We start from the raw sequence: 25,200 nt of genomic DNA, 5'->3' as shown, positions 1-25,200 counted from the left end.
AACCTCCTTTTCTAATGTGTAAGATTTTTATATATAATTTTTCTACACATACATTGTACATCTAAAAGAAAGCCCTGTCAAGAAAAATGTGTAAAATTTTTATATATAAAAAACTTCTAGAAAAAACTAGAAGTTTAGAGGATTTTATCAGCTCTGTCCACTGTAAAGAGGGCCACAGTCATCAGGATATCGACGAGCAAGAGGGCAGCTACAGCTGGCACCCAAGAGTGGAAGAGGTCAAAACTGTAACCGAAGAGAGTCGGCCCAAAGGCTGCTAGGATATAGCCTCCTGTTTGAGATAGACCAGACAATTGGGCTGTCTTTTCAGGAGCGCTTGTCTTGAGTGAAAAGTTGACCATGAGATAGGGGAAGAGGGCGCTGGTTGCGGTTCCAATGAGGAGATGGATGGCAAGCCAGTAAAAGAAATTACTAACAGGGAAAAAGAGCATGGAAATGCCGACAACACCAGCTAGTGAAACCAGAGTGAGCATGAGCTGACGGTTGCGAGTTGACAAGCTAGTTGTCAGGCTTGGGATGGTCATTGAAAAAGGAATGCTAATCAGAGAGAAGATAGATGTCAGCAAGCCAGCTTCGTGACTGGATAGGCCTGCATGGATGGCCATGGTAGGTAGCCAGGTCATAGCAGTGTAAAAGAGCAAGGATTGAAAACCGGCAAAGATAATCACTGCCCAGACCTGTTTATTATGCATGACCTTTGTTTTGTTTTTTTGTTTGGTTTGTGGAGCCAGTCTGTGATTATAGCGGTGATTTGGCAGCCAGACCAAAAAAGTTGCTAGGCAGAGCAGGGTGAGGAGGATGATCAGTCCTTTCCAAGAGCTGGCTTGTGTAATGGGCACGGCTAGATAGGAAGCCAGAGCAGTCGCAATCCCCATAGAAGTTACATATAAGGTGGTCAGAAAACCAATTTTCTTTGGTTGATTGGCTTGGATAAGACTAGGAAGCAGAACGTTGATGACTGCGATACTTGCCCCAACCATCAAGGTTCCTAGATAGAGGAGGGGTAGATTGATTAGTCGAATCAGAGAACCGATAGTCAAGAAGAAAAGGCTATAGGTGAAGAGATGCTCCAAGCCGATTTTCTGAGCCAGTCGGGTAGAAAATAGCGAGAAGAGGGTAAACATGAGGAGGGGAAGGCTGGTCAAAACACCAAGTGAACTAACTTCTACTCCCAGACCTTGCGAAATATCCCCCAAAATAATGGGTAAAACAGTAAAAGGAGTCCGCAAGGAAACACCAATTAGGATAATACCTGGAACAAAAAAGAGTGATTGCTTTTTCATATAATACCTCTTCTAGCTGATTTTAATAACAGCTTATTTTAAGGCTTTTTCACTATAATGTCAAGTAAGGTTTCGGGCTTTCAAGATAAAAATGGGAAAGTCTTGAAAATTATGATAAAATAGTGGAAGGAAATCTATACATTGGAGAAAAACTGTGTCTGAAAAGCAAAAAATCAGCGTATTGATGTCGGTCTATATCAAGGAAAATCCGACATTTTTAAAGGATGCTATTGAGAGTGTTCAAAATCAGACCCTGAAACCGAGTGAGTTGGTTCTGGTTGAGGATGGGCCTTTGACACCTGAGCTCTATCAGGTGTTAAACCAAGTGGAGGCTGAGTCTGAAATTCCAGTGAAACGCTGTCCTCTTGAGCAGAATCAAGGTTTGGGTCTGGCTCTTCGACAGGGTGTTTTGCAGTGTCAGTACGACATCATCGCTCGTATGGATACGGATGATATAGCTGTTCCAGACCGTTTTGAGAAACAGGTTCAGCTAATGGAGAAGGAGAACCTCGACCTATTAGGTGGCCATATTGCAGAGTTTATTGACAATCCTGATGAGATTGTTTCTTACCGTCGTGTTCCAACCAAACATGCAGATATTGTAGCTTATCAAAGGATGAGAAGTGCCTTTAACCACATGACTGTCATGTTCAAGAAGGACATGGTTCTCAAGGCAGGCAACTATGAGGATGGCCTTTATATGGAGGATGACCTCCTCTGGCTCAATATGATTGCTGCAGGAGCTAAGACTGGAAATCTGGATCAAATCTTGTGTAAGGTTCGTGTAGGAGCAGGGATGTTTGAGCGTCGTGGGGGACTGCGTTACCTCAAACTCTATCGTCAGGCTCGTCAACGAATGCTGAAGAGGGGGCAAATTTCTTACATGGAATATGCTAAGAGTGTTGCGATTCAGATGGTTGTTGCCCTTTGTCCAGGATTTGTCAGACAGTTTATTTTTATGAAACTGTTACGAAAAAGCAATTAAAAGATTGTAGCAAATCGTAAACTAGAGAAAAAGTGCTATAATAACAATATAATACTCTTCGAAAATCTCTTCAAACCGTGTCAACGTCGTCTTGCCGTGGATATATGTTCCTGACTTTGTCAGTCTTATCCACAACCTCAAAACAGTCTTTTGAGCAGCCTGCGGCTAGTTTCCTAGTTTGCTCTTTGATTTTCATTGAGTATAACCATCCAACTCTTTTAAGGAGGAGTAAATTTCTATGAATAAAAAACTCACAGATTATGTCATTGATCTGGTGGAAATTTTAAATAAACAACAAAAACAAGTCTTCTGGGGAATATTTGATATTTTCAGTATGGTGGTTTCCATCATTGTATCTTATATTTTATTCTATGGATTGATTAATCCAGCACCTGTTGACTACATTATCTATACGAGTTTGGCCTTCCTGTTCTATCAATTGATGATTGGATTTTGGGGGTTGAACGCTAGTATTAGTCGTTACAGCAAAATTACGGATTTTATGAAAATCTTTTTTGGTGTGACTGCTAGCAGCGTCTTGTCATATAGTATCTGCTATGCTTTCTTGCCACTCTTTTCAATCCGTTTTATCGTGCTCTTTATCTTGTTGAGTACCTTCTTGATTTTATTGCCACGGATTACTTGGCAGTTAATCTACTCTAAACGCAAAAAAGGAAGTGGTGATGGAGAACACCGTCGGACTTTCTTGATTGGTGCTGGCGATGGTGGAGCCCTCTTTATGAACAGCTACCAACACCCAACCAGTGATTTGGAACTTGTTGGTATTTTGGATAAGGATGCTAAGAAAAAGGGACAAAAACTCGGTGGTATCCCTGTTTTGGGCTCTTATGATAATCTGCCTGAATTAGCTAAACGCCATCAAATCGAGCGTGTTATTGTTGCAATTCCGTCGCTTGATCCGTCAGAGTATGAACGTATCCTGCAAATGTGTAATAAGCTGGGTGTCAAATGTTACAAGATGCCTAAGGTTGAAACAGTTGTTCAGGGGCTTCACCAAGCAGGTGGAGGCTTCCAGAAGATTGATATCACAGACCTTTTGGGCCGTCAGGAAATTCGTCTTGACGAATCGCGTCTGGGAGCAGAACTTACTGGAAAAACAATCTTGGTTACAGGGGCTGGTGGTTCAATCGGTTCTGAAATCTGTCGCCAAGTTAGCCGCTTCAATCCTGAACGTATTGTCTTGCTCGGTCACGGGGAAAACTCAATCTACCTTGTGTATCATGAATTAATTCGTAAGTTCCAAGGGATTGATTATGTTCCAGTTATCGCAGATATTCAAGACTATGACCGTCTCTTGCAAGTCTTTGAGCAGTATAAACCAGCTATTGTTTATCATGCGGCGGCCCACAAGCACGTTCCTATGATGGAACGCAATCCAAAAGAAGCCTTCAAAAACAATATCCGTGGAACCTACAATGTTGCTAGGGCTGTTGATGAAGCCAAAGTACCTAAAATGGTTATGATTTCGACAGATAAGGCGGTCAATCCCCCTAATGTTATGGGAGCGACCAAGCGCGTAGCTGAGTTGATTGTCACTGGCTTTAACCAACGTAGCCAATCGACCTACTGTGCAGTTCGTTTTGGGAATGTTCTTGGTAGCCGTGGTAGTGTGATTCCAGTCTTTGAACGTCAGATTGCTGAAGGTGGGCCTGTAACGGTAACAGACTTCCGCATGACCCGTTACTTCATGACCATTCCAGAAGCTAGCCGTTTGGTTATCCATGCTGGTGCTTATGCCAAGGATGGAGAAGTCTTTATCCTTGATATGGGCAAACCAGTCAAGATTTATGACTTGGCCAAGAAAATGGTCCTTCTAAGTGGACACACCGAAAGCGAAATTCCAATTGTTGAAGTTGGAATCCGTCCAGGTGAAAAACTCTACGAAGAACTCTTGGTATCAACTGAACTTGTTGATAACCAAGTTATGGATAAGATTTTCGTTGGTAAGGTTAATGTCATGCCTCTAGAAGCCATCGATCAAAAGATTGAAGAGTTCCGCACTCTCAGTGGAGATGAGTTGAAGCAAGCTATTATCGCCTTTGCTAATCAAACAACCCACGTTGAATAAAAAAGAAAAATGCATATTATCAGGTCTGAAGAACCTTGGTAATATGCATTTTGTTATGTAGAGACTTATACTCTTCAAAAATCTCTTCAAACCACGTCAACGTCGCCTTGCCGTAGAAATATGTTCCTGACTACGTCAGTTCCATCTACAACCTCAAAGCAATACCTTGAGCAACCTGCGGCTAGTTTCCTAGTTTGCTCTTTAATTTTCATTGAGTATTACTTCATTTTCTTATGAAATGGAGTTGTTGCCCAGTCTCCGTTATGTTATTGGAAATACGCCAAAACTTCTAAGGGTTTGTGGGTGATATAATCAGGCTGATAGTTTAGCAAGTCTGTTTGCTCTCCAAATCCCCAAGTGACGGCCAATTTCTGAATGCCTGTTTCTTGAGCTCCTAGCATATCAAACTTGGTATCACCGATGATAATGGCTTGTTCAGGTGCTAGTTGATGTGCCTGCAAGGCTTGGCGAATGACATCGGCCTTATGAGGTGCTTTAGGGCTGGAACCATAAATGCCATCAAAGAAATGATGGATTCCCAAGTTTTTAGTCATATCCTGAGCGATTGGAGTGTTTTTTGTCGTGGTGATATAGAGAGGGTAATTCTTGGATAGTTCTTGAAGCAATTCTACAATCTGAGGGAAAAGCTGAGCTTCATGGATACCTTTTGCCTTGTAGTAAGAACGGTATATCTGCACGGCTTCAGAAATTTGTTCTTTGGGCAGGCAGGTCGCAAAACTACTTTCAAGGGGCGGTCCCATAAAACCACGAATCGTTTTGGCATCAGGGCTAGGCACCCCCAGCTCCTTAAAGGTATGGGTAAAGGCATTGTGAATCCCGATAGAACTGTCGACGAGGGTTCCATCCAGATCAAAAAAGATAGCTGTGATAGAGGTCATAGTTTCTCCTATTTGATAAACTTATTCTCCGAAAATTTCTTTTTGGAGGCGACGACCAGTAGGGGTGGCAGCGAGTCCACCTTCCGCTGTTTCACGAAAGGCAGTTGGCATGCTTGCTCCTACTTGGTACATGGCATCGATAACTTCATCCACAGGAATTTTAGATTCGATACCTGCCAGGGCCATGTCTGCTGCGATGAAGGCAAAGCTAGCTCCCATGGCATTACGTTTAACACAGGGAACTTCAACCAAGCCGGCAACAGGGTCACAGATGAGGCCTAGCATATTTTTAATGACAAAGGCAATAGCTTGACTGGCTTGGTAGGGTGTTCCACCTGCAGCTATAGTCAAGGCTGCAGCACTCATAGCAGAGGCCGAACCAACCTCGGCCTGACAGCCACCCTCAGCACCTGAAATAGAGGCATTGTTTGCGATGACTAGTCCAAAGGCACCGGCAGCAAAGAGGAAATCCAGCTGTTGCTCGTGGCTGAGGTCTAATTTTCCAATAGCAGCAGTTAGAACTGAGGGCAGACAGCCAGCACTTCCAGCAGTCGGAGTGGCACAGACCAAGCCCATTTTGGCATTGTGTTCATTGACTGCGATGGCATTTCGGGCAGCAGAGAGAATCGTGTAATCCGACAGAGTTTTTCCGTTTTTGATGTAGTGGTCCAGCTTGGCAGCATCTCCACCTGTCAGGCCACTACGAGATTTATTTTCATTGAGGCCAAGTTGGACAGAGGCTTTCATGACTTCCAGATTGCGTTCCATGAGAAGGAGAACCTCTTTACGTTCACGACCTGTCAATTCAAACTCCGTTGTAATCATGAGTTCTGCGACATTTCCTTGAAAGTCCAGTTCTGCCTGCTCAACCAATTCTTTGATAGAATAAAACATGCTTCCTCCTATTTAAAGAAATTGACATTGTGGAGATGAGGGATTTCTCGAATTTCCTCGATGGCCTCATCACAGTTGCGACTGTCGACTTCGATAATCATAATGGCTTTTTCACCAGCTTTTTCACGAGTAACATTCATCTGGGCGATATTGATACCATAGCGTGAAAGGGCTTCTGTTACGAGGGCGATCATACCTGGAATATCTTGATGAACGATGATGATAGTCGGTGTATTCATATTGAGAGAGACGGCAAAACCATTGAGTTCGGTTACCTGAATATTTCCTCCACCGATAGAAATACCAGTCACGCTGATGGTCTTGTGAGCATTTTTGACGGTAATTTTAGTGGTGTTTGGGTGAGGAGCATTGCTGTCTTTTTGAATAGTCCAGACAATCTTGATGCCACGCTTGTGGGCAATTTCCAGACTATTTGGAATTTCAGGATCATCTGTATCCATGCCCAAAATACCAGCAACAAGGGCTAGGTCTGTTCCGTGACCACGATAGGTCTTGGCAAATGAGTTAAATAGTTGGAATTCGACTTCTGTCGGAGTATCATCAAAAATGGAAGAGACAATCTTCCCAATACGAACAGCACCAGCGGTATGGCTACTAGATGGGCCAATCATAACTGGTCCGATGATATCAAAGACAGATTGAAAACGAAGTGATTTCATCAGTTTCCCCTTATAAAAATTCTTATCTCTATTATATCAAAGAATGAGGGGCTTGGCTTTAATTGTGGATGAAAACCTTTTTAATGCCACAAACAGCATAAAATAGCGACTTTTATGACAAAAATGGCTTATTTAGGGAAATAAAAAATAATTTTGTAATATTTCTACATAAAAGTGTCAAGAAACGGTAATATTTAAAGGGTATGATAGAACTATAGAAAGAAGGAGAATTTTCAAATATGAAATCAACAACTAAAAAGATTAAAACAACTCTTGCAGGAGTAGCTGCCTTGTTTGCAGTATTTGCTCCATCATTTGTATCCGCTCAAGAATCATCAACTTACACTGTTAAAGAAGGTGATACACTTTCAGAAATCGCTGAAACTCACAACACAACTGTTGAGAAATTGGCAGAAAACAACCACATTGACAACATCCATATGATTTATGTTGGTCAAGAGTTGGTTATCGATGGCCCTGTAGCGCCTGCTGCAACACCAGCGCCAACTACTTATGCAGCACCAGCTGCTCAAGATGAAACTGTTTCAGCTCCAGCAGCAGAAACTACAGAAGTAGCAGAAGAAGCAGCTCCAGTGGCAAGCGCACCTGCAGCAGAAGAAACTGTTACTACAGCAGAAACTTCAGCACCAGCTGCAACTGTAAGCGGATCTGAAGCAGAAGCTAAAGAATGGATTGCTCAAAAAGAATCAGGTGGTAGCTACACAGCTACAAACGGCCAATATATCGGACGTTACCAATTGACAGATTCATACTTGAATGGTGACTACTCAGCTGCTAACCAAGAACGTGTGGCAGATGCCTATGTTGCAGGACGTTACGGTTCATGGACTGCTGCTAAAAACTTCTGGCTTAACAACGGCTGGTATTAAGAAATAGAAAAAGAGCCTTTGATGGCTCTTTTTGTGTGCTTTTATTTGACAAAAGACAATTTTTAAATAGTAGTAATGACAGATTGCTTACGGCTGACGGGATTCTGGAGTTTCTCCAGCTGAATTAGTGCGATTATTACTGTTGGTATCGCGAACTTCAGCATTATTACTATTGGTATTCGTATCTCCTTGGGTTCCTGTAGTATCAGTAGCTTGATCTCGTGTATTGACAGCAGTATTTCCCCCACTTCTAGCACTATCAGATGAGTATTGCTCGCTTGCAGGTGCTTGTGAATTATATCTGTACCCATTTGACTCAGTATAGCTTGGAGTGTAGCTACCTACTTCTGAAGAAAAGCTTTCTCTTCCCTCAACGTTACTAGTCGTTTCTGTTTCTTTTTTATTAGACTTTTGTTCTTCTTCCTTTTTGGTCAAGACTTCAACTTGCTTTTGGAATTTTGAAATCAGTTCTTGAATGGGTTTTATTTTTTCATCAATAGTGGCTTGTTCGCTTGTGGAGTTGACACTTTTAATAATTTCTAGTATTTTTTGTAAGGAAGTGATGGCTGTTTCAAGTGTTTGTTTATCTCCGAATTGGCTATCGGATTCCTTTATATCTAATTTTAAAGCTTTTTCAGTATAATGATTAGTGATTTTATCGGCCGTAGAAGTAAGAAAATCTGCTAATGTCTTTTTGCCTTCGTCAGTGGTCGGCTTTAATTCTTGAATTTTTTTCCAATCCTCTATAATCGTTTCAGAATCAATATTGAAGTTTTTAATAGCATTTTTTACTTGTTCGACATCTTGTCCATTCTTATGTTGTTTGCTGAGAGCGATGTTCCCTCTCTCTGCTTGGATATGTTCTTGATGAATGACTAAACCTATTAAAAGTCCAAGACCTACAACAATAATGATAGTAAAAATAGTATTTTTTGATGTTAGAATATCTTTGTAGTTTTTCACAATCGTACTACGTACATGGATGGTAGTATCTTAAAGGGATCATGTACGACTTCCTCCTCATTACAGTATATCATTTTTAGCTTATTTTATAAATAAGTTTATAAGTAGAATCGAGATTTACCTGTTCATTGCCCTTTTTTAATTATTTTTCTGTTTCTATCAAATAGAATATCAGATTATCAGCCTCTTTCTTGTCTTCTTCAACCAAGCATGTTATAATGAATACTGCTCAAGCGACCTTCAATCGTGAAGCACACACGACCTTCAATCGTGAATAAACGAATAGATGGGAGACTTACCATGAGTGATAACTCTAAAACACGTGTTGTCGTGGGGATGAGTGGTGGTGTTGATTCGTCGGTGACGGCTCTTTTGCTCAAGGAGCAGGGCTACGATGTGATCGGCATCTTCATGAAGAACTGGGATGACACAGATGAAAACGGCGTCTGTACGGCGACCGAAGATTACAAGGATGTGGCTGCGGTGGCAGATCAGATCGGCATTCCCTACTACTCTGTCAATTTTGAAAAAGAGTACTGGGACCGCGTTTTTGAATATTTCCTAGCGGAATACCGTGCAGGGCGCACGCCAAATCCAGATGTTATGTGTAACAAGGAAATCAAGTTCAAGGCCTTTTTGGACTATGCCATGACCTTGGGGGCAGACTATGTAGCGACTGGGCATTATGCCCGAGTGGCGCGTGATGAGGATGGCATCGTTCACATGCTTCGTGGCGTGGACAATGGCAAGGACCAAACCTATTTCCTCAGCCAACTGTCGCAAGAACAACTCCAAAAAACCATGTTCCCCTTGGGACATTTGGAAAAGCCTGAAGTTCGCAGACTAGCAGAAGAAGCAGGCCTTGCAACTGCTAAGAAGAAAGACTCGACAGGGATTTGCTTTATCGGAGAAAAGAACTTTAAAAATTTCCTCAGCAACTACCTGCCAGCTCAGCCTGGCCGTATGATGACTGTGGATGGTCGCGATATGGGCGAGCATGCAGGCCTTATGTATTATACGATTGGTCAGCGTGGCGGGCTTGGTATCGGTGGACAACACGGTGGTGACAATGCCCCTTGGTTCGTTGTCGGAAAAGATCTGAGTAAGAATATTCTTTATGTTGGCCAAGGTTTCTACCATGATTCGCTCATGTCAACCAGTCTAGAGGCCAGTCAAGTTCACTTTACTCGTGAGATGCCAGAGGCGTTTACGCTAGAATGTACGGCTAAATTCCGCTACCGTCAACCTGATTCTAAGGTGACCGTCCATGTCAAAGGAGACAAGGCAGAGGTTATCTTTGCAGAACCGCAACGCGCCATCACACCAGGTCAGGCAGTTGTCTTTTACGACGGGGAAGAGTGTCTCGGTGGTGGTTTGATTGACAATGCCTACCGCGATGGACAAGTTTGTCAGTACATTTAGATTGACAAATTTTCTCAATTTGCTACAATAATAAAAGCAATAGAAATGATGGTCAAAGCTCATGGATGTTGCAGGCTTTTTTGTCCTGCACTTCTTTGGAGTTTTGACTGTTTTTGTGTCGTTTAAGGGAAAGGATAAGAATGACTCAGCAAGATTTTCGGACAAAAGTAGGAAATACAGTTTTTGGTGTTCGGGCGACAGCCTTGATTCTCCAAAATGGCAAGCTTCTAGTTACCAAAGACAAGGGCAAGTATTACACTATCGGCGGTGCGATTCAAGTCAATGAAAGAACGGAAGACGCGGTAGTCCGTGAAGTGAGGGAAGAACTGGGTGTCAAAGCTCAAGTTGGGCAGCTAGCTTTTGTGGTTGAAAATTGTTTTGAACAAGACGGAGTCTATTATCACAATATCGAGTTTCATTATCTGGTGGATTTGCTTAAGGATGCTCCATTGACCATGCAGGAAGATGAGAAGACGCAACCTTGTGAGTGGATTGACTTGGATAAACTTGAGGATTTCCAGTTAGTTCCAGCCTTTCTAAAAACAGCCCTACCAGATTGGGACGGCCAACTAAGACACATTCATCTTGAGGAATAGGAGAAAAACATGACATATAATTTTACTGAAGAATACGATATTATTGTAATTGGTGCGGGACACGCTGGGGTAGAAGCATCCCTAGCTGCTAGCCGTATGGGCTGCAAGGTCTTGCTTGCGACTATTAACATTGAAATGCTGGCTTTTATGCCTTGTAACCCCTCTATCGGTGGTTCTGCCAAGGGAATTGTCGTGCGTGAAGTCGATGCCCTCGGTGGTGAAATGGCTAAAACCATTGACAAGACTTACATCCAGATGAAGATGCTCAACACAGGTAAGGGTCCTGCCGTTCGTGCCCTTCGTGCGCAGGCTGACAAGGAGCTTTACTCTAAGGAGATGCGCAAGACAGTTGAAAATCAAGAAAATTTGACCCTTCGTCAAACCATGATTGATGAGATTTTGGTTGAAGATGGCAAGGTCGTCGGTGTCCGTACAGCAACCCATCAAGAATATGCTGCTAAGGCTGTTATCGTGACTACAGGGACAGCCCTCCGTGGGGAAATCATCATTGGAGATCTCAAGTATTCGTCAGGTCCAAACCACAGCCTAGCTTCGATTAATCTAGCTGATAATCTCAAGGAACTTGGGCTCGAAATCGGTCGTTTCAAGACAGGAACCCCTCCACGTGTTAAGGCTTCTTCTATCAATTACGATGTGACAGAGATTCAGCCAGGAGATGAAGCGCCTAATCACTTCTCATACACTTCACGTGATGAGGACTATGTCAAGGATCAGGTGCCATGCTGGTTGACCTACACCAACGGTACCAGTCATGAGATTATTCAAAATAACCTCCACCGTGCGCCTATGTTTACAGGTGTGGTCAAGGGAGTAGGTCCTCGCTATTGTCCGTCAATTGAGGACAAGATTGTGCGCTTTGCGGACAAGGAGCGCCACCAACTCTTCCTTGAGCCAGAAGGTCGCAATACAGAGGAAGTCTATGTCCAAGGTCTTTCAACCAGTCTGCCTGAAGATGTCCAACGTGACTTGGTTCATTCTATCAAAGGTTTGGAAAATGCTGAGATGATGCGAACTGGTTATGCCATTGAGTACGACATGGTCTTGCCACACCAGTTGCGTGCGACTTTGGAAACCAAGAAAATCTCAGGACTTTTCACAGCTGGTCAGACCAATGGAACATCAGGTTACGAAGAGGCTGCAGGTCAAGGGATTATCGCTGGGATCAATGCGGCTCTGAAAGTCCAAGGCAAGCCTGAGTTGATTTTGAAGCGTAGTGACGGTTACATTGGGGTCATGATTGATGACTTGGTGACCAAGGGAACCATTGAACCCTACCGTCTATTGACCAGTCGTGCTGAATACCGTCTCATCCTCCGTCATGACAATGCTGATATGCGTTTGACTGAGATGGGACGTGAGATTGGTCTTGTGGATGATGAACGCTGGGCTCGTTTTGAAATCAAGAAAAATCAATTTGACAATGAGATGAAGCGACTAGATAGCATCAAACTCAAGCCAGTCAAGGAAACCAATGCCAAGGTTGAGGAGATGGGCTTCAAGCCGTTGACCGATGCGGTGACAGCCAAGGAATTCCTTCGTCGTCCAGAAGTGTCTTATCAAGATGTGGTGGCCTTCATCGGACCAGCTGCTGAGGACTTGGATGACAAGATTATTGAATTGATTGAAACAGAAATCAAGTACGAAGGCTATATTTCAAAAGCTATGGATCAGGTAGCCAAGATGAAACGCATGGAAGAAAAACGCATTCCAGCCAATATTGATTGGGATGACATTGATTCTATCGCGACCGAAGCCCGTCAGAAGTTTAAACTTATCAATCCAGAAACCATCGGCCAAGCCAGCCGTATTTCGGGAGTAAATCCAGCAGACATTTCTATTTTGATGGTCTATTTAGAAGGTAAAAATCGTAGTATTTCTAAAAATCAAGAAAAGAAAGCATAGAAAAAACAGCTCCGAAAACGGGGCTGTTTTGTTGACTTGTACTCAATGAAAATCAAAGAGCAAACTAGGAAGTTAGCCGTAGGTTGCTCAAAGCACTGCTTTGAGGTTGTAGATAGAACTGACGAAGTCAGTAACATATATATACGGCAAGGCGAAGCTGACGTGGTTTGAAGAGATTTTCGAAGAGTATTATTCTTCATCTGGTGTGAGGATCATTGGGATGATAATCGGTTCACGTTCTGTATTTTCATAGAGGAAGGGGCGAATAGCGTTGACAATGGCACCATTGACAGATTGCACGCTAGCGTCCTTGTTTTTCAGTGCGATACGAATTGCATTGAAGAGGATGCGTTGGCTTTGGCGAATCAAGTCGCCAGACTCTCTCATGTAGACAAAGCCTCGGCTGAGGATGTCTGGACCAGACAGAATCATCTGAGATTTGAAGTCAACAGTTGCGACTGCCAGAACGACACCGTCTTCAGATAGATCGCGACGATCTTTGAGGACAGCAGCACCGATTTCACCGATACGATTTCCATCTACATAGATATCTTGGGCGTTGAAATGACCTGCGATACGAGCTGAATCAGCAGTAAGGGCAAGCACATCACCATTGCTCATGATAAAGATATTGTCCTTCTCAACACCAGTATCTACCGCCAGTCCAGCGTGGACTTTTTGCATGCGGTATTCACCGTGGACAGGCATGAAGTATTTTGGCTTAATCAAGCGGAGCATGAGTTTTTGCTCTTGCTGGCCACCGTGTCCAGATGTATGAATATTGTTAACCTTACCGTGGATAACTTCGACACCAGCTTCTGAAATGATGTTAATCAGCTTGTTGACGCTAGTCGTATTTCCAGGGATTGGACTTGAAGAGAAGATAACCGTATCGCCTGGTTGGAGTTGTACCTGACGGTGGGTTCCGTTGGCGATACGAGAGAGGGCTGCCATAGGCTCGCCTTGACTACCTGTACAGAGGATCAGAATTTCTCCTGCAGGGTAGTCTTTGATTTCATTTGGCTCGATAAAGGTTCCTTTTGGAGCTTTGATGTAACCAAGCTCGATTCCGTTGACAATGGCCTTTTCCATAGAACGACCAAAGACCGCAATCTTACGTCCAGTCTTAACAGCAGCTTCTGTTGCTTGTTGGAGACGGAAGATATTTGAGGCAAAAGATGCAAAGATGATACGTCCTTCGATGCCTTGGATAATCTTCATGATGGACTGGCCAACGACTTTTTCAGAGTTGGTAAAGGTTGGCACTTCTGCATTTGTTGAGTCAGACAGGAGACAGAGCACGCCTTCTTCACCAAGGGCAGCCATACGGTGCAAGTCCGCAGGTTCTCCAACTGGCGTGAAGTCGAACTTAAAGTCACCCGTACAAACGATTTTCCCTTGAGGAGTATGAATAACAATCCCCAAAGGCTCTGGAATGGAGTGAGTCGTTCTAAAGAAAGTTGCCTTGAGATTTTTAAAGGTCAACTCAGTATTGTGATTGATTTCGTAAAGTTTGGCGTTGCGCAAGAGGCCATGTTCTTCGAGTTTTCCACGGATTAAAGCCAAGGCAAGCGGTCCAGCATAGATAGGGACATTTGCTTGTTTGAGCAGGAATGGAATCCCACCAATGTGGTCCTCGTGTCCGTGTGTAATCAGAACAGCCTTGACGCGGTCGATATTGTCCACGATGTAAGAGTAGTCAGGAATGACATAGTCGATACCAAGCAAGTCATCTTCTGGGAATTTAATCCCAGCATCGACGATGATAATCTCATCTTGGTATTCAATCCCGTAAGTGTTTTTCCCGATTTCTCCCAGACCACCGATGGCAAAAACGCCAACTTCTTCAGGTTTAAGAGTGTAGGCCATATTAGAACTCCGTAATTTCGAAGGCGCCAGTTTCTTTTTCGTAATCTAGCAATTTGTCAGACAAGAGTTCGATATACTCGATATTGTACTCTGGGCGATTTTCTTCGACAAGTTGGCGAGCAGCGATACGGCCCTCAAGTTCTGAGTTGGCATCGATGTCTAGGTAAAGTGCGCGTGTTGTTTCACGACGTGGGCTACGTTCTTTTGTTTCTTGATAAAAAACTTTGTAAATCATATAGTTCCTTTCTATTTACAGGTCAGCTTATTCCAAACTTTTAGCAGAGATTTGCTTGATTTCATTCCATTTTGTGTCTAGATTGACCTTGATTCGTTACAATTATTTCAATTATACCACAAAATGAAAAATTAGTAAAAGACGGAAACGAGAAAGTCGTGAGGGGAAGAGGGAGCAAAAGATAGATAGGATTTGGTCGGAGAGCGCTTAGGTGTTATAATTAAAGGGGAAATCTAAAGAGATAGTAGATTTAAGGGAGAATATAGTTCTAGTTTCATTAATCGTTGGTGTAGATGGTTGGGACAGAATGATATCTTTGAAAAAAGAAAAAGCTCTTGAGAAATCTCGAGAGCAAATAAAAAAGCTGAGACAAAACTCGGGGATTTTCCTGGAGCAGTCCAGGTGGCAGCACCTCTACCTGAAGCGAATGCATCGCAACCTTTGAATGACTTGTCACCAAATCAAACTCGATCTCAGCCTTTACTTAATTCTATCATCTATGAGGCTAAGAAGTCAATCTATAAGTATAACGATGTAGAAATAGCAAGATGGAGTGGAGTGCTTACTAAAAGGCAAAGACAAGCACTTAATTTAAGAGTAAGCAAAAAGAGAGGACCAATGGTAGTCAGGGGTCTTTACAGCTCAAAGCTGAAGGCAGTCCCACACCCGTACCAGAAGTTGGTACCTTTGAACGCTCTGTTACCAGTCGCTCTACGTTATCCTCTCAATATTTATATTTTACTATAACTTACTGAGGGAATCAACTTTAAAAGCATCAAAAAGCTCCTGACCGAAGTCAAGAGCTGTCGAACACTGGGGGCGAATTGTTCAATCGCAATTCCAGTTCTTTAGAAACCAAAGTTTCAGGGATAGCACCGCAACCCGAAGAGTCAACGACTCAACCTGATTTTCCTACCAGTGTTGAATTACATTTTAACATTGATAGACCAACATAGTCAACAGTTTATATAAAAATAGGAATACCAAAAGTAGGATTAAGAATGTTTAGTTTGTTTGAATTTGCGATAGGGTTGGCCTCTTGGTGTTTATAGTCTTTGTAGCCTGTGTCTAAGGGGGAATGCTCTGTTTGTATATCTGGGACACCGCAAAAAAAATTCCTTTGGAAGCTTGCTTTTGTGACGCTCTATTCAATTTTTATCCTCCTTGTAACCTATGTCGTTTGGTTTGTATTTTACTTTGGATTAAATGCTTAGATGCCCTGCTCATGCTGGGGCTTTTTGTTTGGGGGCAAAGAAAATTCCCATGTGCCAGCTTTTGTAGTATAATAGTAAGCAGACAAAAAGATAGGAATGTGTTATGAAAGTATTAGCTTTTGATACGTCCAGCAAGGCTCTTTCTCTCGCTATTTTAGAGGACAAGCAGGTTCTTGCCGAGACGACGATTAATATTAAGAAAAATCACAGTATTACCCTCATGCCTGCCATCGATTTTTTGATGGCAAGTGTGAACTGGACGCCCAAGGATTTGGATAGAATCGTTGTGGCGGAAGGGCCAGGTAGCTACACAGGCTTGCGAATCGCGGTAGCCACTGCCAAGATCTTAGCTCACACTCTGAATATCGAGTTAGTTGGTATGTCTAGCCTCTTGGCTCTGGTGCCATACCAACAAGAAGGCTTGTTCGTCTCTTTGATGGATGCTCGTCGCAACAATGTTTATGCAGGATTTTATGAAAATGCCAAACCTGTCATGCCAGAAGCGCACCTGCCTTTTGAGCGAGTGATTGAGTTAATCAAGGGCGCTAGTCAGGTAACCTTTGTCGGAGAAGTTGGCCCCTTTGTGGAGCAGATTCAAGAACACTTGCCAAGGACTAATTTCAAAGAAACCTTGCCTAATGCAGCCAATCTTGCTCTTTTGGCTTGGGACAAGGAAGCAGACTCCTTGCACGACTTTGTGCCTAACTACCTCAAACGAGTCGAGGCTGAGGAAAACTGGCTCAAGAACCATACCGAGTCTGGTGAGTCCTACATTAAGCGCCTATGATAGAAATCAAACGAACTCAACAGCAACCTGATCTGGCTCAAGCCATCTACGCTGTTATGATAGCTGTTTACCCAGTCAGTCCTTGGACGCTGGAACAAATTCAAGCAGACCTGTCCCAAGATCAGACTTGGTATGCTCTGGCTTATGATGGGGCAGAAGTGATTGGCTTTCTAGCTGTGCAGGAGAATCTTTTTGAGGCAGAAGTCCTGCAAATCGCTGTCAAACAAACCTATCAGGGTCAGGGAATTGCATCAGCCTTGTTTGCTCAATTGCCGACAGACAAGGAGATTTTCCTCGAAGTCAGAAAGTCAAATCACCGAGCACAAGCATTTTACAAGAAAGAAAAGATGGCAGTCATCGCTGAGCGAAAGGCCTACTACCATGACCCAGTCGAGGATGCCATTATCATGAAGAGAGAAATAGATGAAGGATAGATATATTTTAGCATTTGAGACATCCTGTGATGAGACCAGTGTCGCCGTCTTGAAAAACGACGATGAGCTCTTGTCTAATGTCATTGCTAGTCAAATTGAGAGCCACAAACGTTTTGGGGGCGTAGTGCCAGAAGTAGCCAGTCGTCACCATGTCGAGGTCATTACAGCCTGCATCGAGGAGGCGTTGGCAGAAGCAGGGATTACCGAAGACGATGTAACAGCTGTGGCGGTTACCTATGGACCTGGCTTGGTGGGAGCTTTACTAGTTGGTTTATCAGCTGCTAAGGCCTTTGCTTGGGCACATGGACTTCCGCTGATTCCCGTTAACCACATGGCTGGTCACCTTATGGCAGCTCAGAGCGTGGAGCCTTTGGAGTTTCCCTTGCTAGCCCTCTTGGTCAGCGGTGGACACACAGAGTTGGTTTATGTTTCGGAGGCTGGTGACTACAAGATTGTTGGGGAAACGCGAGATGACGCGGTTGGTGAGGCCTATGATAAGGTCGGCCGTGTCATGGGCTTGACCTATCCTGCCGGTCGTGAGATTGACGAGCTGGCTCATCAGGGGCAGGATATTTATGACTTTCCTCGTGCCATGATTAAGGAAGATAATCTGGAGTTTTCATTCTCAGGTTTGAAATCTGCCTTTATCAATCTTCACCATAATGCCGAGCAAAAGGGAGAAAGTCTGTCTACAGAGGACTTGTGTGCATCCTTCCAAGCAGCTGTCCTGGATATTCTCATGGCAAAAACTAAGAAGGCTTTGGAGAAATACCCTGTTAAAACTCTAGTCGTGGCAGGTGGTGTGGCAGCCAATAAAGGTCTCAGAGAACGCCTAGCAACCGAAATCGCAGATGTCAAGGTCATCATTCCACCTCTGCGCCTCTGCGGAGACAATGCAGGTATGATTGCCTATGCCAGCGTCAGCGAATGGAACAAAGAAAACTTTGCAAGCTTGGACCTCAATGCCAAACCAAGTCTCGCTTTTGATACCATGGAATAAAGAGTCAGCTTAGGGCTGGCTTTTTTGCTCTCTTAAATGTCAGAATATTTTGACAAATAATTGTGAATAATGATATACTATATAAAAAATAGGAGGTGGTGAGATGATTGAGAGAATGGAGTTGGGAGAATTTTACAAGGAATTACGTTTGGCGAGAAAGCTCAAGCAGTCAGATGTGGCTTGTGCTGGTCTAACAGCCTCTCAGTTGTCCAAGTTTGAACTAGGGCAGTCTATGCTATCTGCGGATAAGTTGATCCTAGCCATCCAAGGGATCAATATGAATTTTGATGAGTTTGGTCATAAGCTAAACAATTATCAAGAATCCCTACATATGCAGATTGGTAGAAAGGTTGTGGATCGCTTTGCCCACCAAGATATAGCTGGTTTAGAGCAACTGTTGGAGGAAGTCGAGCAAGAACAGATGGCAGAGACCTATCGTCGTTTGAATGCCATTGTAATTAAAAACGCACTCCATTCCTTAAATAAGAACTATCCATTAGTAAAAGAAGATAGCGAGTTTTTGACTATCTATCTCTATGCTATTGAGTCTTGGACCTGGTTTGAACTCTATCTCTTTTGCAATACCATGCCCTTCTTGAGCAATCAAGATTTGATATTTTTATCGACCGCTTTAATTGAGAAATCTAGGGAATTTAAAGAGTTGGTACATAATCGATTGTATATGAAAAGTGGATTTCTGAATATTATATCAGAACTCATGGAGCGTAAACTTTTCTCTTATATCCCAATTTTTGAAGCTGAGCTAGAGAGCATGCTTCGTCCATACGATGTTTTTGAAAAAGTATTGTGGCAGTTTTTAAAGAAAATGAAGATTTTCCTTCAAACCAAAGGAAGCAATCAAAAAGAGATTGAAAGATTTATCCAATCTCTGCAAGTATTAGAAAATCCACAATTGCTAGCCCTCTTCGAATTGCGTTTGAAGCAATACAAAGAACTTATTGAGTAGTCAACAATTGCAAATCTGAAATTTCTATAAGAAAAAATATCAAATATGCGATTTTCTAAAATAAGCTAATTTTCGTGTTATACTATCCTTGTAAAGCACTTCAAGCAGATCCTAAGTCGCAGAAGTGGTTTATAGATGGGAATTCGTACAGTATATGTTTAATTATGAGCATACTGTAAATGGCTGGACTAAAAGTGAAACTTGGCGTCCTAGATAAAATGAGGTAAACGATGGAAAAACAAAGTCAGTTACAAATGTTAATTCATTCCCTATACAATAATAAAGAAATTAGCTTGACGGAAGAATTTAGGAAGCAATTGCTGGAAACAGCAAAACAGTTCTCTAGTACTAATGAAGATTTGTTAGCTGTACGTCTTTCTTTTGCCGTCTCTAAAGAATTGTTGAGCTTTAAAGGTGAACCGCCGACAGAGTTGTTGGATTTAGCAAAATTTGTCCAAAAGAAAGAAGCTAAATACAAGCAGGGAATAGTGTGGTCTGGTATTTTTAAGATATGATTTATTATAAAATACGGCATGAACATCATATAATGGATGAATCTGAATATGAGCAAGGCTTGGAGTTCAATATTAAACCAAGTCTTGTTTTCTATACACTGGAACTTTAAAAGGAGTTGTGATGAAAGTATTTCTTCAAAATAGAAATTTTAGGCAATTAACCATCAACCAGTGGATTTCAACGGTTGGGGATACGATTTTTTATCTGGCCTTTTTGAATTATGTGGCAGATGCATCTTTTGCCCCTTTGGCGATTTTACTGATCACGATTTCAGAAACCCTTCCTCAAGTTCTGCAAATCTTTCTGGGAGTTTTGGCGGATTTTCAACATCATCGTGTCCTAAAATATACAATGATTAGTTTTGCAAAATTTTTGCTTTACTCTATCGTTTCTTTATCACTTTCAGGGCAGTCCTTTTCCTTGTTATTAGTAGCATTTATTTGTCTGATTAACCTCTTATCTGACACATTGAGTTATTTTTCAGGCGCCATGCTCACTCCGATTTTCATTAGAATTATTGGGCAAGACCATCTGGCAGAAGCTATTGGATTTAAACAGTCAACTGTTAGTTTAGTGAAAACAATCAGTAATATTCTAGGAGGAGTCTTACTAGGTATTCTATCTATCCAGTCTATTTCCTTACTGAATGCTCTGACCTTTTTAATCGCATTTTTAGGTATTCTTTTCATAAAAACAGACCTCTTGAAAGTAGAAAAAACGATTAGCTATCAAGAAGGACTCTCTGTAAAATCCTTTTGCCAGCATCTGCTCCAATCATCAAAATTGATATGGAATATGAATAAGGTGCTCTTGGTTTTGTTTATTATCTCTATTAGTCAAGCAGTGATAAATGTTACAGTTCCTGTTTCTACTCTGTTTTTGAGGAATCAGCCCTTTTTGAATTTACAAACAGGTCAATCTCTTGCCTTGTTATCCACCCTTGAATTGTCAGCCCTTATTGTCGGAAGCCTTGTGAGTGGCTATCTGAAGAATACAATCTCCATAAAACTAGCCCTATATGCCTCGCTTATTATCCAATTACTCCTTTTAGTTGGCTTTGTGGCAGTTCGTTTTGACTGGATTCTTATCTTTAGTGCCTTGGATGCCTTTTTCGCAGGTATCCTCTCTCCTCGATTACAGGAACTCATTTTTAAACAAATACCTGAGGAGTCAATGGGAGCAGTTCAATCCTCTATCGGTGCCATTACAGTTGTTTTACCTAGCTTATTTACAATAGCTTTGGTAACCATTGCTACTAGCTTTGGAACTCTGGCAGTTAGCTTTGTTTTATTGCTATTTCTTCTAGCTGCCTTTATCATACTCTTGAATATCCGTGAAAACATTTAGCGAAGAATGTGTATATTATATGTTTGAGACTGGATTCCAGTCTGTTTATGATGGCTACAATCAGCAGACTGTTAAATTTTTGAGAAAGTTGCTTGACATTTCAGACCAATCGGTTTATAATTAAAAAATGTAGAGATAAATACATGAGAAAAGAAGAAAAAACAAGACTACGAAGAGAGAAAATCATTACCGCTGCTTTGTTTGAATTTGCTACAAAAGGCTATCAAGGTTTTGTCATCAATGAACTTTGTAAAGTGGATGGTATTTCCAAAGGAGTTTTGTATCATAATTTTTCAGGGAAATCAGACCTCTATCTAACTTGTTTTCAGGATATGAACATCAATTATCACAGGTTTTGGATATGATGATTTATGGAATACTAGAGGAAGATTCCTCTAAAAAAGGAGAAAAATAATGTCGAAAATTTGGAAATGGTTGTTACTAATTGCGGGTATTTTTGCAGTTTTTGTAGGTTTTAATATGTTTGCACATCCTCTTATTAGCTTGGCTTCCATGACTTTCTGGTTTGCACTTGTATTTGCAGTTCAAGGGATTTCTGAGATTGTACAATACTTCAAATCAGAAGAAAAGCATGGCTGGAATTTATTTGGAGGAATTGTTACCCTCATCCTCGCTCTTACCTTGTTCTCAGGTAGCTTTATTGAAATGGTAACATTTGTACCATTTATCATTTCTTTATGGGCCTTGACAAATGGTATTACAAAAACTATCGTTGGTTTCAAGGTTCGTAAGACGGATAAATCGGTAGGTACCCCTCTAGTTTGGATGGGGATTTTAGGAATCGTAGCAGGTTTAATCATGATGGGACACCCATTGATGACCGGTCTCTATATTAGTTACACCATTGCCTTTGTCTTTATTTATCAAGGTATTGTGGCAATTGTTCAATTCTTCAAGATTAAATAAGAATAAAATGGAGTCTGTCTGATTACAATCAGCAGACTTTTTTCTCTTTCCTGAATGTGTTATAATAGTCCATGCTGTGGCTGGAGCCTTTTCAGCCCATTTATTAAGACAATATGAGGAGAAAGATGAAAGAAAAAGGATTTTGGGAAGGGGCACAGGCAGCTATGCCAACGGCCCTTGGTTATGTCAGTATTGGCTTGGCTTGTGGGATTATTGGTGCGCCCTATGTGACACCTGTTGAGATGGGCTTGATGAGCCTCTTTGTTTATGCTGGGAGTGCCCAGTTTGCCATGTTGGCTCTGATTGCGGTTCAAGCACCTGTAGCGGCTATTGCTATGACGGTCTTTTTGATCAATTTGCGTCTCTTTTTGTTGAGCTTGCACGCATCGACCTATTTCCGTCATACCAGTCTCTGGCAAAATATCGGTATGTCTAGCCTTTTGACGGATGAGACTTATGGCGTTTTGATGGGCGAATTGGCTCATACAGACAAGGTCAATCCTATGTGGATGCACGGAAACAATCTTAACAGCTATGTGGCTTGGTTTGTGGGAACAGTAGTCGGAACGGCTCTGGGTGGCCTGCTGCCAAATCCAGAGATCTTTGGGTTGGATTTTGCTCTGGTTGGTATGTTCATCGGAATTTTTGCTTCGCAATTCCAGATTATGCAAAGACGAATTCCTGTCCGCAATCTGCTCATTATCCTAGCAGTTGTTGCGGTGTCCTTCTTTTTGCTCTTGACAGTGGTGTCTCAGTCGCTAGCTGTTCTGTTTGCGACGCTACTTGGTTGTACAATGGGGGTGGTTTTAGATGGTCAGTAAGTATCTTTTATTAGCAGTTATTTTCTCTGGCTTGGTGACCTGGATTCCCCGTATGATTCCCTTCATCTTGGTCAAGTATAAGGGCTTGCCTGCGATCGTTGAGCGTTTTTTGAAGTTCTTGCCCGTTTCTATTATCTTTGCCTTGATTCTTTCAAGCGTAGTGACAGGTAAGGTTGGTAGCCTGCCTCAAATCAAATGGCTAGACTTCTTAGCCGTCTTTCCAACAGCTTGGGTAGCCTTTCGCTATCGCAATCTAGTCGGAACAGTTCTCTTTGGAGTGGTCTTAATTGCAGTTTTGCGTTTGGTCTTTTAATACTCTTCGAAAATCAAATTCAAACCACGTCAGCGTCGCCTTACCGTACTCAAGTACAGCTTGCGGCTAGCTTCCTAGTTTGCTCTTTGATTTTCATTGAGTATAAATCGGCCATAAAGAAAACCTATCACAGAGATAGATATCATATAATGGCGCAAATGCTCTTTTTCTGTTAAGATTATAAGGTATTCTATTTTGGAGGAAATGAAATGAAAAAAATTGTTAAATACTCATCTCTTGCTGCTCTAGGACTTGTGGCTGCAGGTGTGCTAGCAGCTTGCTCAGGTGGTGCTAAGAAAGAAGGAGAAGCAGCCAGCAAGAAAGAAATTATCGTTGCAACCAATGCTTCACCAAAACCATTCAACTATGAAGAAAATGGCGAATTGACTGGTTATGAAATTGAAGTGGTTCGCGCTATCTTTAAAGACTCTGACAAGTATGATGTCAAGTTTGAGAAGACAGAGTGGTCAGGTGTCTTTGCAGGACTTGACGCTGACCGTTACCAAATGGCCGTTAACAACATCAGCTACACCAAAGAACGTGCTGAAAAATACCTTTACGCAGCACCAACTGCTAAAAACCCTAACGTTCTTGTAGTGAAGAAGGACGACTCTAGCATCAAATCACTTGATGATATCGGTGGAAAATCAACAGAAGTTGTTCAAGGGACAACATCAGCTAAACAGTTAGAAGACTATAACAAGCAACACTCAGATAATCCAACTGTCCTTAACTATACTAAAGCAGACTTCCAACAAATCATGGGACGCTTGAGCGATGGGCAATTCGACTACAAGATTTTTGATAAAATCGGTGTTGAAACAGTCATCAAGAATCAAGGCTTGGACAACTTGAAAGTCATTGAACTTCCAAGCGACCAACAACCTTACGTTTACCCACTTCTTGCCAAAGGTCAAGATGAGTTGAAAACATTTGTGGACAAACGCATCCAAGAACTCTACAAAGACGGAACTCTTGAAAAACTGTCTAAACAATTCTTCGGAGACACTTACCTACCAGCAGAAGCTGATATTAAATAATTTCTTGAAATCATCCATTCTGAATAAGGTGGGTGATTTCTCAGTTTTTAGGGATATAGCTTTAAACTATATATCTGACTATCTAATAACAATTTGTGAAATCAAATAAATTGTGAGATACTAGTACGGTATTATTTTTAAGGAGAAAGAATCATGAAAATCAAAAAATGGCTTGGTGTAGCAGCCCTTGCTACAGTCGCAGGTTTGGCTCTTGCAGCTTGCGGAAACTCAGAAAAGAAAGCAGATAATGCAACAACTATCAAAATCGCAACTGTTAACCGTAGCGGTTCTGAAGAAGCTCGTTGGGATAAAGTTCAAGAATTGGTTAAAAAAGACGGCATTACTTTGGAATTTACAGAGTTCACAGACTACTCACAACCAAACAAGGCAACTGCTGATGGCGAAGTGGACTTGAACGCTTTCCAACACTATAACTTCTTGAACAACTGGAACAAAGAAAACGGGAAAGACCTTGTAGCGATTGCAGATACTTACATCTCTCCAATCCGCCTTTACTCAGGTTTGAATGGAAGTGACAACAAGTACACTAAAGTAGAAGACATCCCAGCAAACGGAGAAATTGCTGTACCGAACGATGCTACAAACGAAAGCCGTGCGCTTTACTTGCTTCAATCAGCTGGCTTGATTAAATTGGACGTTTCAGGAACTGCTCTTGCAACAGTTGCTAACATCAAAGAAAATCCAAAGAACTTGAAAATCACTGAATTGGACGCTAGCCAAACAGCTCGTTCATTGTCATCAGTTGACGCTGCCGTTGTAAACAATACCTTCGTTACAGAAGCAAAATTGGACTACAAGAAAGCACTTTTCAAAGAACAAGCTGATGAAAACTCAAAACAATGGTACAACATTATCGTTGCGAAAAAAGATTGGGAAACATCACCTAAGGCTGATGCTATCAAGAAAGTGATCGCAGCTTACCATACAGATGAAGTGAAAAAAGTTATCGAAGAAACATCAGACGGTTTGGATCAACCAGTTTGGTAATAAGAAACAGGGAGGTGGGAGAGAGAATTCCACCTCTTGCTTTTGTATAGAGCATGGATTGTCAGGAAGAGTAGTTCATA

Annotated in this window: 25 protein-coding genes and 1 pseudogene; 19 read left to right on the top strand and 7 right to left on the bottom strand. The window is 42.0% G+C overall.

Translation table 11 applies throughout. The features are described from left to right. Positions 1–134 precede the first annotated feature (134 nt). Positions 135–1,301 carry a CynX/NimT family MFS transporter gene (locus N8M66_RS04300; RefSeq protein ID WP_261045819.1) on the bottom strand — a complete coding sequence of 389 codons (1,167 nt, stop codon included), beginning with the start codon at positions 1,299–1,301 and terminating at the stop codon, positions 135–137. A gap of 154 nt (positions 1,302–1,455) precedes the next feature. Between N8M66_RS04300 and N8M66_RS04295 the strand changes: the two genes are divergently transcribed. After that, positions 1,456–2,286, top strand: a complete 831-nt coding sequence (locus N8M66_RS04295) for a glycosyltransferase (protein WP_261045817.1) — start codon at positions 1,456–1,458, stop codon at positions 2,284–2,286. 238 nt (positions 2,287–2,524) lie between these two features. Further along, entirely contained in the window at positions 2,525–4,375 is a 1,851-nt protein-coding gene (locus N8M66_RS04290; RefSeq protein WP_115904548.1) for a polysaccharide biosynthesis protein, read from the top strand. 266 nt (positions 4,376–4,641) lie between these two features. Here the strand turns inward: N8M66_RS04290 and N8M66_RS04285 are convergent, their stop codons facing one another. From N8M66_RS04285 to sdaAB, 3 genes are read right to left on the bottom strand one after another with little or no spacing between them, the layout of a single operon-like run. Continuing rightward, positions 4,642–5,274: an HAD hydrolase-like protein gene (locus N8M66_RS04285; protein WP_261045812.1), complete on the bottom strand. Its 633-nt coding sequence runs from the start codon at positions 5,272–5,274 to the stop codon at positions 4,642–4,644. A gap of 21 nt (positions 5,275–5,295) precedes the next feature. Then, a complete protein-coding gene (sdaAA, locus tag N8M66_RS04280; protein WP_261045810.1) occupies positions 5,296–6,168 on the bottom strand; it encodes an L-serine ammonia-lyase, iron-sulfur-dependent, subunit alpha in 873 nt (290 codons plus the stop codon). Positions 6,169–6,176: 8 nt separating this feature from the next. Further along, a complete protein-coding gene (gene sdaAB, locus N8M66_RS04275) occupies positions 6,177–6,848 on the bottom strand; it encodes an L-serine ammonia-lyase, iron-sulfur-dependent subunit beta (protein ID WP_033684460.1) in 672 nt (223 codons plus the stop codon). 239 nt (positions 6,849–7,087) lie between these two features. On the opposite strand from sdaAB, the gene N8M66_RS04270 reads away from it, so the two are divergent. Beyond that, positions 7,088–7,738 carry a M23 family metallopeptidase gene (locus N8M66_RS04270; protein ID WP_261045808.1) on the top strand — a complete coding sequence of 217 codons (651 nt, stop codon included), beginning with the start codon at positions 7,088–7,090 and terminating at the stop codon, positions 7,736–7,738. Positions 7,739–7,825: 87 nt separating this feature from the next. Here N8M66_RS04270 and N8M66_RS04265 read toward each other — a convergent pair whose 3' ends face one another. Next, positions 7,826–8,701, bottom strand: coding sequence for a hypothetical protein (locus tag N8M66_RS04265; RefSeq protein ID WP_261045806.1), 876 nt, complete (start codon positions 8,699–8,701; stop codon positions 7,826–7,828). Between the two features lie 300 nt (positions 8,702–9,001). On the opposite strand from N8M66_RS04265, the gene mnmA reads away from it, so the two are divergent. From mnmA to mnmG, 3 genes are all read left to right on the top strand, one after another. Further along, positions 9,002–10,123, top strand: a complete 1,122-nt coding sequence (gene mnmA, locus N8M66_RS04260; RefSeq protein ID WP_261045804.1) for a tRNA 2-thiouridine(34) synthase MnmA — start codon at positions 9,002–9,004, stop codon at positions 10,121–10,123. Between the two features lie 140 nt (positions 10,124–10,263). Beyond that, positions 10,264–10,719, top strand: coding sequence for an NUDIX hydrolase (locus N8M66_RS04255; protein ID WP_261045802.1), 456 nt, complete (start codon positions 10,264–10,266; stop codon positions 10,717–10,719). 9 nt (positions 10,720–10,728) lie between these two features. After that, on the top strand, positions 10,729–12,642 hold the full coding sequence (mnmG, locus tag N8M66_RS04250) for a tRNA uridine-5-carboxymethylaminomethyl(34) synthesis enzyme MnmG (RefSeq protein ID WP_261045801.1): 1,914 nt from the start codon (positions 10,729–10,731) through the stop codon (positions 12,640–12,642). 189 nt (positions 12,643–12,831) lie between these two features. Here mnmG and rnjA read toward each other — a convergent pair whose 3' ends face one another. Both rnjA and N8M66_RS04240 read right to left on the bottom strand, forming a co-directional pair. Beyond that, positions 12,832–14,511, bottom strand: coding sequence for a ribonuclease J1 (rnjA, locus tag N8M66_RS04245; RefSeq protein WP_004263010.1), 1,680 nt, complete (start codon positions 14,509–14,511; stop codon positions 12,832–12,834). A 1-nt stretch (position 14,512) separates the two neighbouring features. Then, on the bottom strand, positions 14,513–14,746 hold the full coding sequence (locus N8M66_RS04240) for a DNA-dependent RNA polymerase subunit epsilon (RefSeq protein ID WP_000639571.1): 234 nt from the start codon (positions 14,744–14,746) through the stop codon (positions 14,513–14,515). A 1,001-nt stretch (positions 14,747–15,747) separates the two neighbouring features. Between N8M66_RS04240 and N8M66_RS09500 the strand changes: the two are divergent. From N8M66_RS09500 to N8M66_RS04180, 13 genes and pseudogenes are all read left to right on the top strand, one after another. Beyond that, positions 15,748–15,960: pseudogene (locus tag N8M66_RS09500) on the top strand (hypothetical protein). A gap of 103 nt (positions 15,961–16,063) precedes the next feature. Continuing rightward, positions 16,064–16,747, top strand: a complete 684-nt coding sequence (gene tsaB / locus N8M66_RS04235; protein ID WP_125415527.1) for a tRNA (adenosine(37)-N6)-threonylcarbamoyltransferase complex dimerization subunit type 1 TsaB — start codon at positions 16,064–16,066, stop codon at positions 16,745–16,747. Beyond that, positions 16,744–17,181 carry a ribosomal protein S18-alanine N-acetyltransferase gene (gene rimI / locus N8M66_RS04230; protein WP_125415529.1) on the top strand — a complete coding sequence of 146 codons (438 nt, stop codon included), beginning with the start codon at positions 16,744–16,746 and terminating at the stop codon, positions 17,179–17,181. Before tsaB ends, rimI begins: the two co-directional genes overlap by 4 nt. After that, entirely contained in the window at positions 17,171–18,181 is a 1,011-nt protein-coding gene (tsaD, locus tag N8M66_RS04225; RefSeq protein WP_020901820.1) for a tRNA (adenosine(37)-N6)-threonylcarbamoyltransferase complex transferase subunit TsaD, read from the top strand. Before rimI ends, tsaD begins: the two co-directional genes overlap by 11 nt. A 103-nt stretch (positions 18,182–18,284) precedes the next feature. Next, on the top strand, positions 18,285–19,148 hold the full coding sequence (locus N8M66_RS04220) for an Rgg/GadR/MutR family transcriptional regulator (RefSeq protein ID WP_020901821.1): 864 nt from the start codon (positions 18,285–18,287) through the stop codon (positions 19,146–19,148). Between the two features lie 230 nt (positions 19,149–19,378). After that, positions 19,379–19,663: a bacteriocin immunity protein gene (locus tag N8M66_RS04215; protein ID WP_004254985.1), complete on the top strand. Its 285-nt coding sequence runs from the start codon at positions 19,379–19,381 to the stop codon at positions 19,661–19,663. Between the two features lie 121 nt (positions 19,664–19,784). Beyond that, positions 19,785–21,011 (top strand): MFS transporter, encoded by a 1,227-nt coding sequence (locus N8M66_RS04210; protein WP_004254988.1) that lies wholly within the window; start codon positions 19,785–19,787, stop codon positions 21,009–21,011. Positions 21,012–21,154: 143 nt separating this feature from the next. Further along, a complete protein-coding gene (locus N8M66_RS04205; protein ID WP_185757546.1) occupies positions 21,155–21,376 on the top strand; it encodes a TetR/AcrR family transcriptional regulator in 222 nt (73 codons plus the stop codon). A gap of 49 nt (positions 21,377–21,425) precedes the next feature. Continuing rightward, a complete protein-coding gene (locus N8M66_RS04200) occupies positions 21,426–21,938 on the top strand; it encodes an HdeD family acid-resistance protein (RefSeq protein WP_000036821.1) in 513 nt (170 codons plus the stop codon). 125 nt (positions 21,939–22,063) lie between these two features. Continuing rightward, a complete protein-coding gene (locus tag N8M66_RS04195) occupies positions 22,064–22,759 on the top strand; it encodes an AzlC family ABC transporter permease (protein WP_000659743.1) in 696 nt (231 codons plus the stop codon). Next, positions 22,749–23,072 carry an AzlD domain-containing protein gene (locus N8M66_RS04190; protein WP_000253936.1) on the top strand — a complete coding sequence of 108 codons (324 nt, stop codon included), beginning with the start codon at positions 22,749–22,751 and terminating at the stop codon, positions 23,070–23,072. The genes N8M66_RS04195 and N8M66_RS04190 overlap by 11 nt, the downstream gene beginning before the upstream one ends. 209 nt (positions 23,073–23,281) lie before the next feature. Further along, positions 23,282–24,112, top strand: a complete 831-nt coding sequence (locus N8M66_RS04185; RefSeq protein WP_000724947.1) for an amino acid ABC transporter substrate-binding protein — start codon at positions 23,282–23,284, stop codon at positions 24,110–24,112. Between the two features lie 153 nt (positions 24,113–24,265). Next, positions 24,266–25,120 carry a MetQ/NlpA family ABC transporter substrate-binding protein gene (locus N8M66_RS04180; protein WP_033685605.1) on the top strand — a complete coding sequence of 285 codons (855 nt, stop codon included), beginning with the start codon at positions 24,266–24,268 and terminating at the stop codon, positions 25,118–25,120. The last annotated feature ends 80 nt before the right edge of the window (positions 25,121–25,200 follow it).

The organism is Streptococcus mitis, from assembly GCF_946188585.1.
Lineage (GTDB): Bacteria > Bacillota > Bacilli > Lactobacillales > Streptococcaceae > Streptococcus > Streptococcus mitis_DG.
Note: the sequence above shows the minus strand (reverse complement) of the source record. Positions and strands in the feature narration are given on the sequence as shown.

What these genes read in the sequence shown, in the direction of transcription:
- N8M66_RS04200 (WP_000036821.1), top strand. Translation starts at nt 21,426, where the DNA reads ATGTCGAAAATTTGGAAATGGTTGTTACTAATTGCGGGTATTTTTGCA.
- N8M66_RS04195 (WP_000659743.1), top strand. Translation starts at nt 22,064, where the DNA reads ATGAAAGAAAAAGGATTTTGGGAAGGGGCACAGGCAGCTATGCCAACG.
- N8M66_RS04270 (WP_261045808.1), top strand. Translation starts at nt 7,088, where the DNA reads ATGAAATCAACAACTAAAAAGATTAAAACAACTCTTGCAGGAGTAGCT.
- N8M66_RS04215 (WP_004254985.1), top strand. Translation starts at nt 19,379, where the DNA reads ATGGAAAAACAAAGTCAGTTACAAATGTTAATTCATTCCCTATACAAT.
- sdaAA (WP_261045810.1), bottom strand. Translation starts at nt 6,168, where the DNA reads ATGTTTTATTCTATCAAAGAATTGGTTGAGCAGGCAGAACTGGACTTT.
- mnmG (WP_261045801.1), top strand. Translation starts at nt 10,729, where the DNA reads ATGACATATAATTTTACTGAAGAATACGATATTATTGTAATTGGTGCG.
- N8M66_RS04290 (WP_115904548.1), top strand. Translation starts at nt 2,525, where the DNA reads ATGAATAAAAAACTCACAGATTATGTCATTGATCTGGTGGAAATTTTA.
- sdaAB (WP_033684460.1), bottom strand. Translation starts at nt 6,848, where the DNA reads ATGAAATCACTTCGTTTTCAATCTGTCTTTGATATCATCGGACCAGTT.
- N8M66_RS04210 (WP_004254988.1), top strand. Translation starts at nt 19,785, where the DNA reads ATGAAAGTATTTCTTCAAAATAGAAATTTTAGGCAATTAACCATCAAC.
- N8M66_RS04300 (WP_261045819.1), bottom strand. Translation starts at nt 1,301, where the DNA reads ATGAAAAAGCAATCACTCTTTTTTGTTCCAGGTATTATCCTAATTGGT.
- N8M66_RS04255 (WP_261045802.1), top strand. Translation starts at nt 10,264, where the DNA reads ATGACTCAGCAAGATTTTCGGACAAAAGTAGGAAATACAGTTTTTGGT.
- rimI (WP_125415529.1), top strand. Translation starts at nt 16,744, where the DNA reads ATGATAGAAATCAAACGAACTCAACAGCAACCTGATCTGGCTCAAGCC.
- tsaD (WP_020901820.1), top strand. Translation starts at nt 17,171, where the DNA reads ATGAAGGATAGATATATTTTAGCATTTGAGACATCCTGTGATGAGACC.
- N8M66_RS04190 (WP_000253936.1), top strand. Translation starts at nt 22,749, where the DNA reads ATGGTCAGTAAGTATCTTTTATTAGCAGTTATTTTCTCTGGCTTGGTG.
- rnjA (WP_004263010.1), bottom strand. Translation starts at nt 14,511, where the DNA reads ATGGCCTACACTCTTAAACCTGAAGAAGTTGGCGTTTTTGCCATCGGT.
- N8M66_RS04285 (WP_261045812.1), bottom strand. Translation starts at nt 5,274, where the DNA reads ATGACCTCTATCACAGCTATCTTTTTTGATCTGGATGGAACCCTCGTC.
- N8M66_RS04180 (WP_033685605.1), top strand. Translation starts at nt 24,266, where the DNA reads ATGAAAATCAAAAAATGGCTTGGTGTAGCAGCCCTTGCTACAGTCGCA.
- mnmA (WP_261045804.1), top strand. Translation starts at nt 9,002, where the DNA reads ATGAGTGATAACTCTAAAACACGTGTTGTCGTGGGGATGAGTGGTGGT.
- N8M66_RS04185 (WP_000724947.1), top strand. Translation starts at nt 23,282, where the DNA reads ATGAAAAAAATTGTTAAATACTCATCTCTTGCTGCTCTAGGACTTGTG.
- N8M66_RS04205 (WP_185757546.1), top strand. Translation starts at nt 21,155, where the DNA reads ATGAGAAAAGAAGAAAAAACAAGACTACGAAGAGAGAAAATCATTACC.
- N8M66_RS04240 (WP_000639571.1), bottom strand. Translation starts at nt 14,746, where the DNA reads ATGATTTACAAAGTTTTTTATCAAGAAACAAAAGAACGTAGCCCACGT.
- tsaB (WP_125415527.1), top strand. Translation starts at nt 16,064, where the DNA reads ATGAAAGTATTAGCTTTTGATACGTCCAGCAAGGCTCTTTCTCTCGCT.
- N8M66_RS04220 (WP_020901821.1), top strand. Translation starts at nt 18,285, where the DNA reads ATGATTGAGAGAATGGAGTTGGGAGAATTTTACAAGGAATTACGTTTG.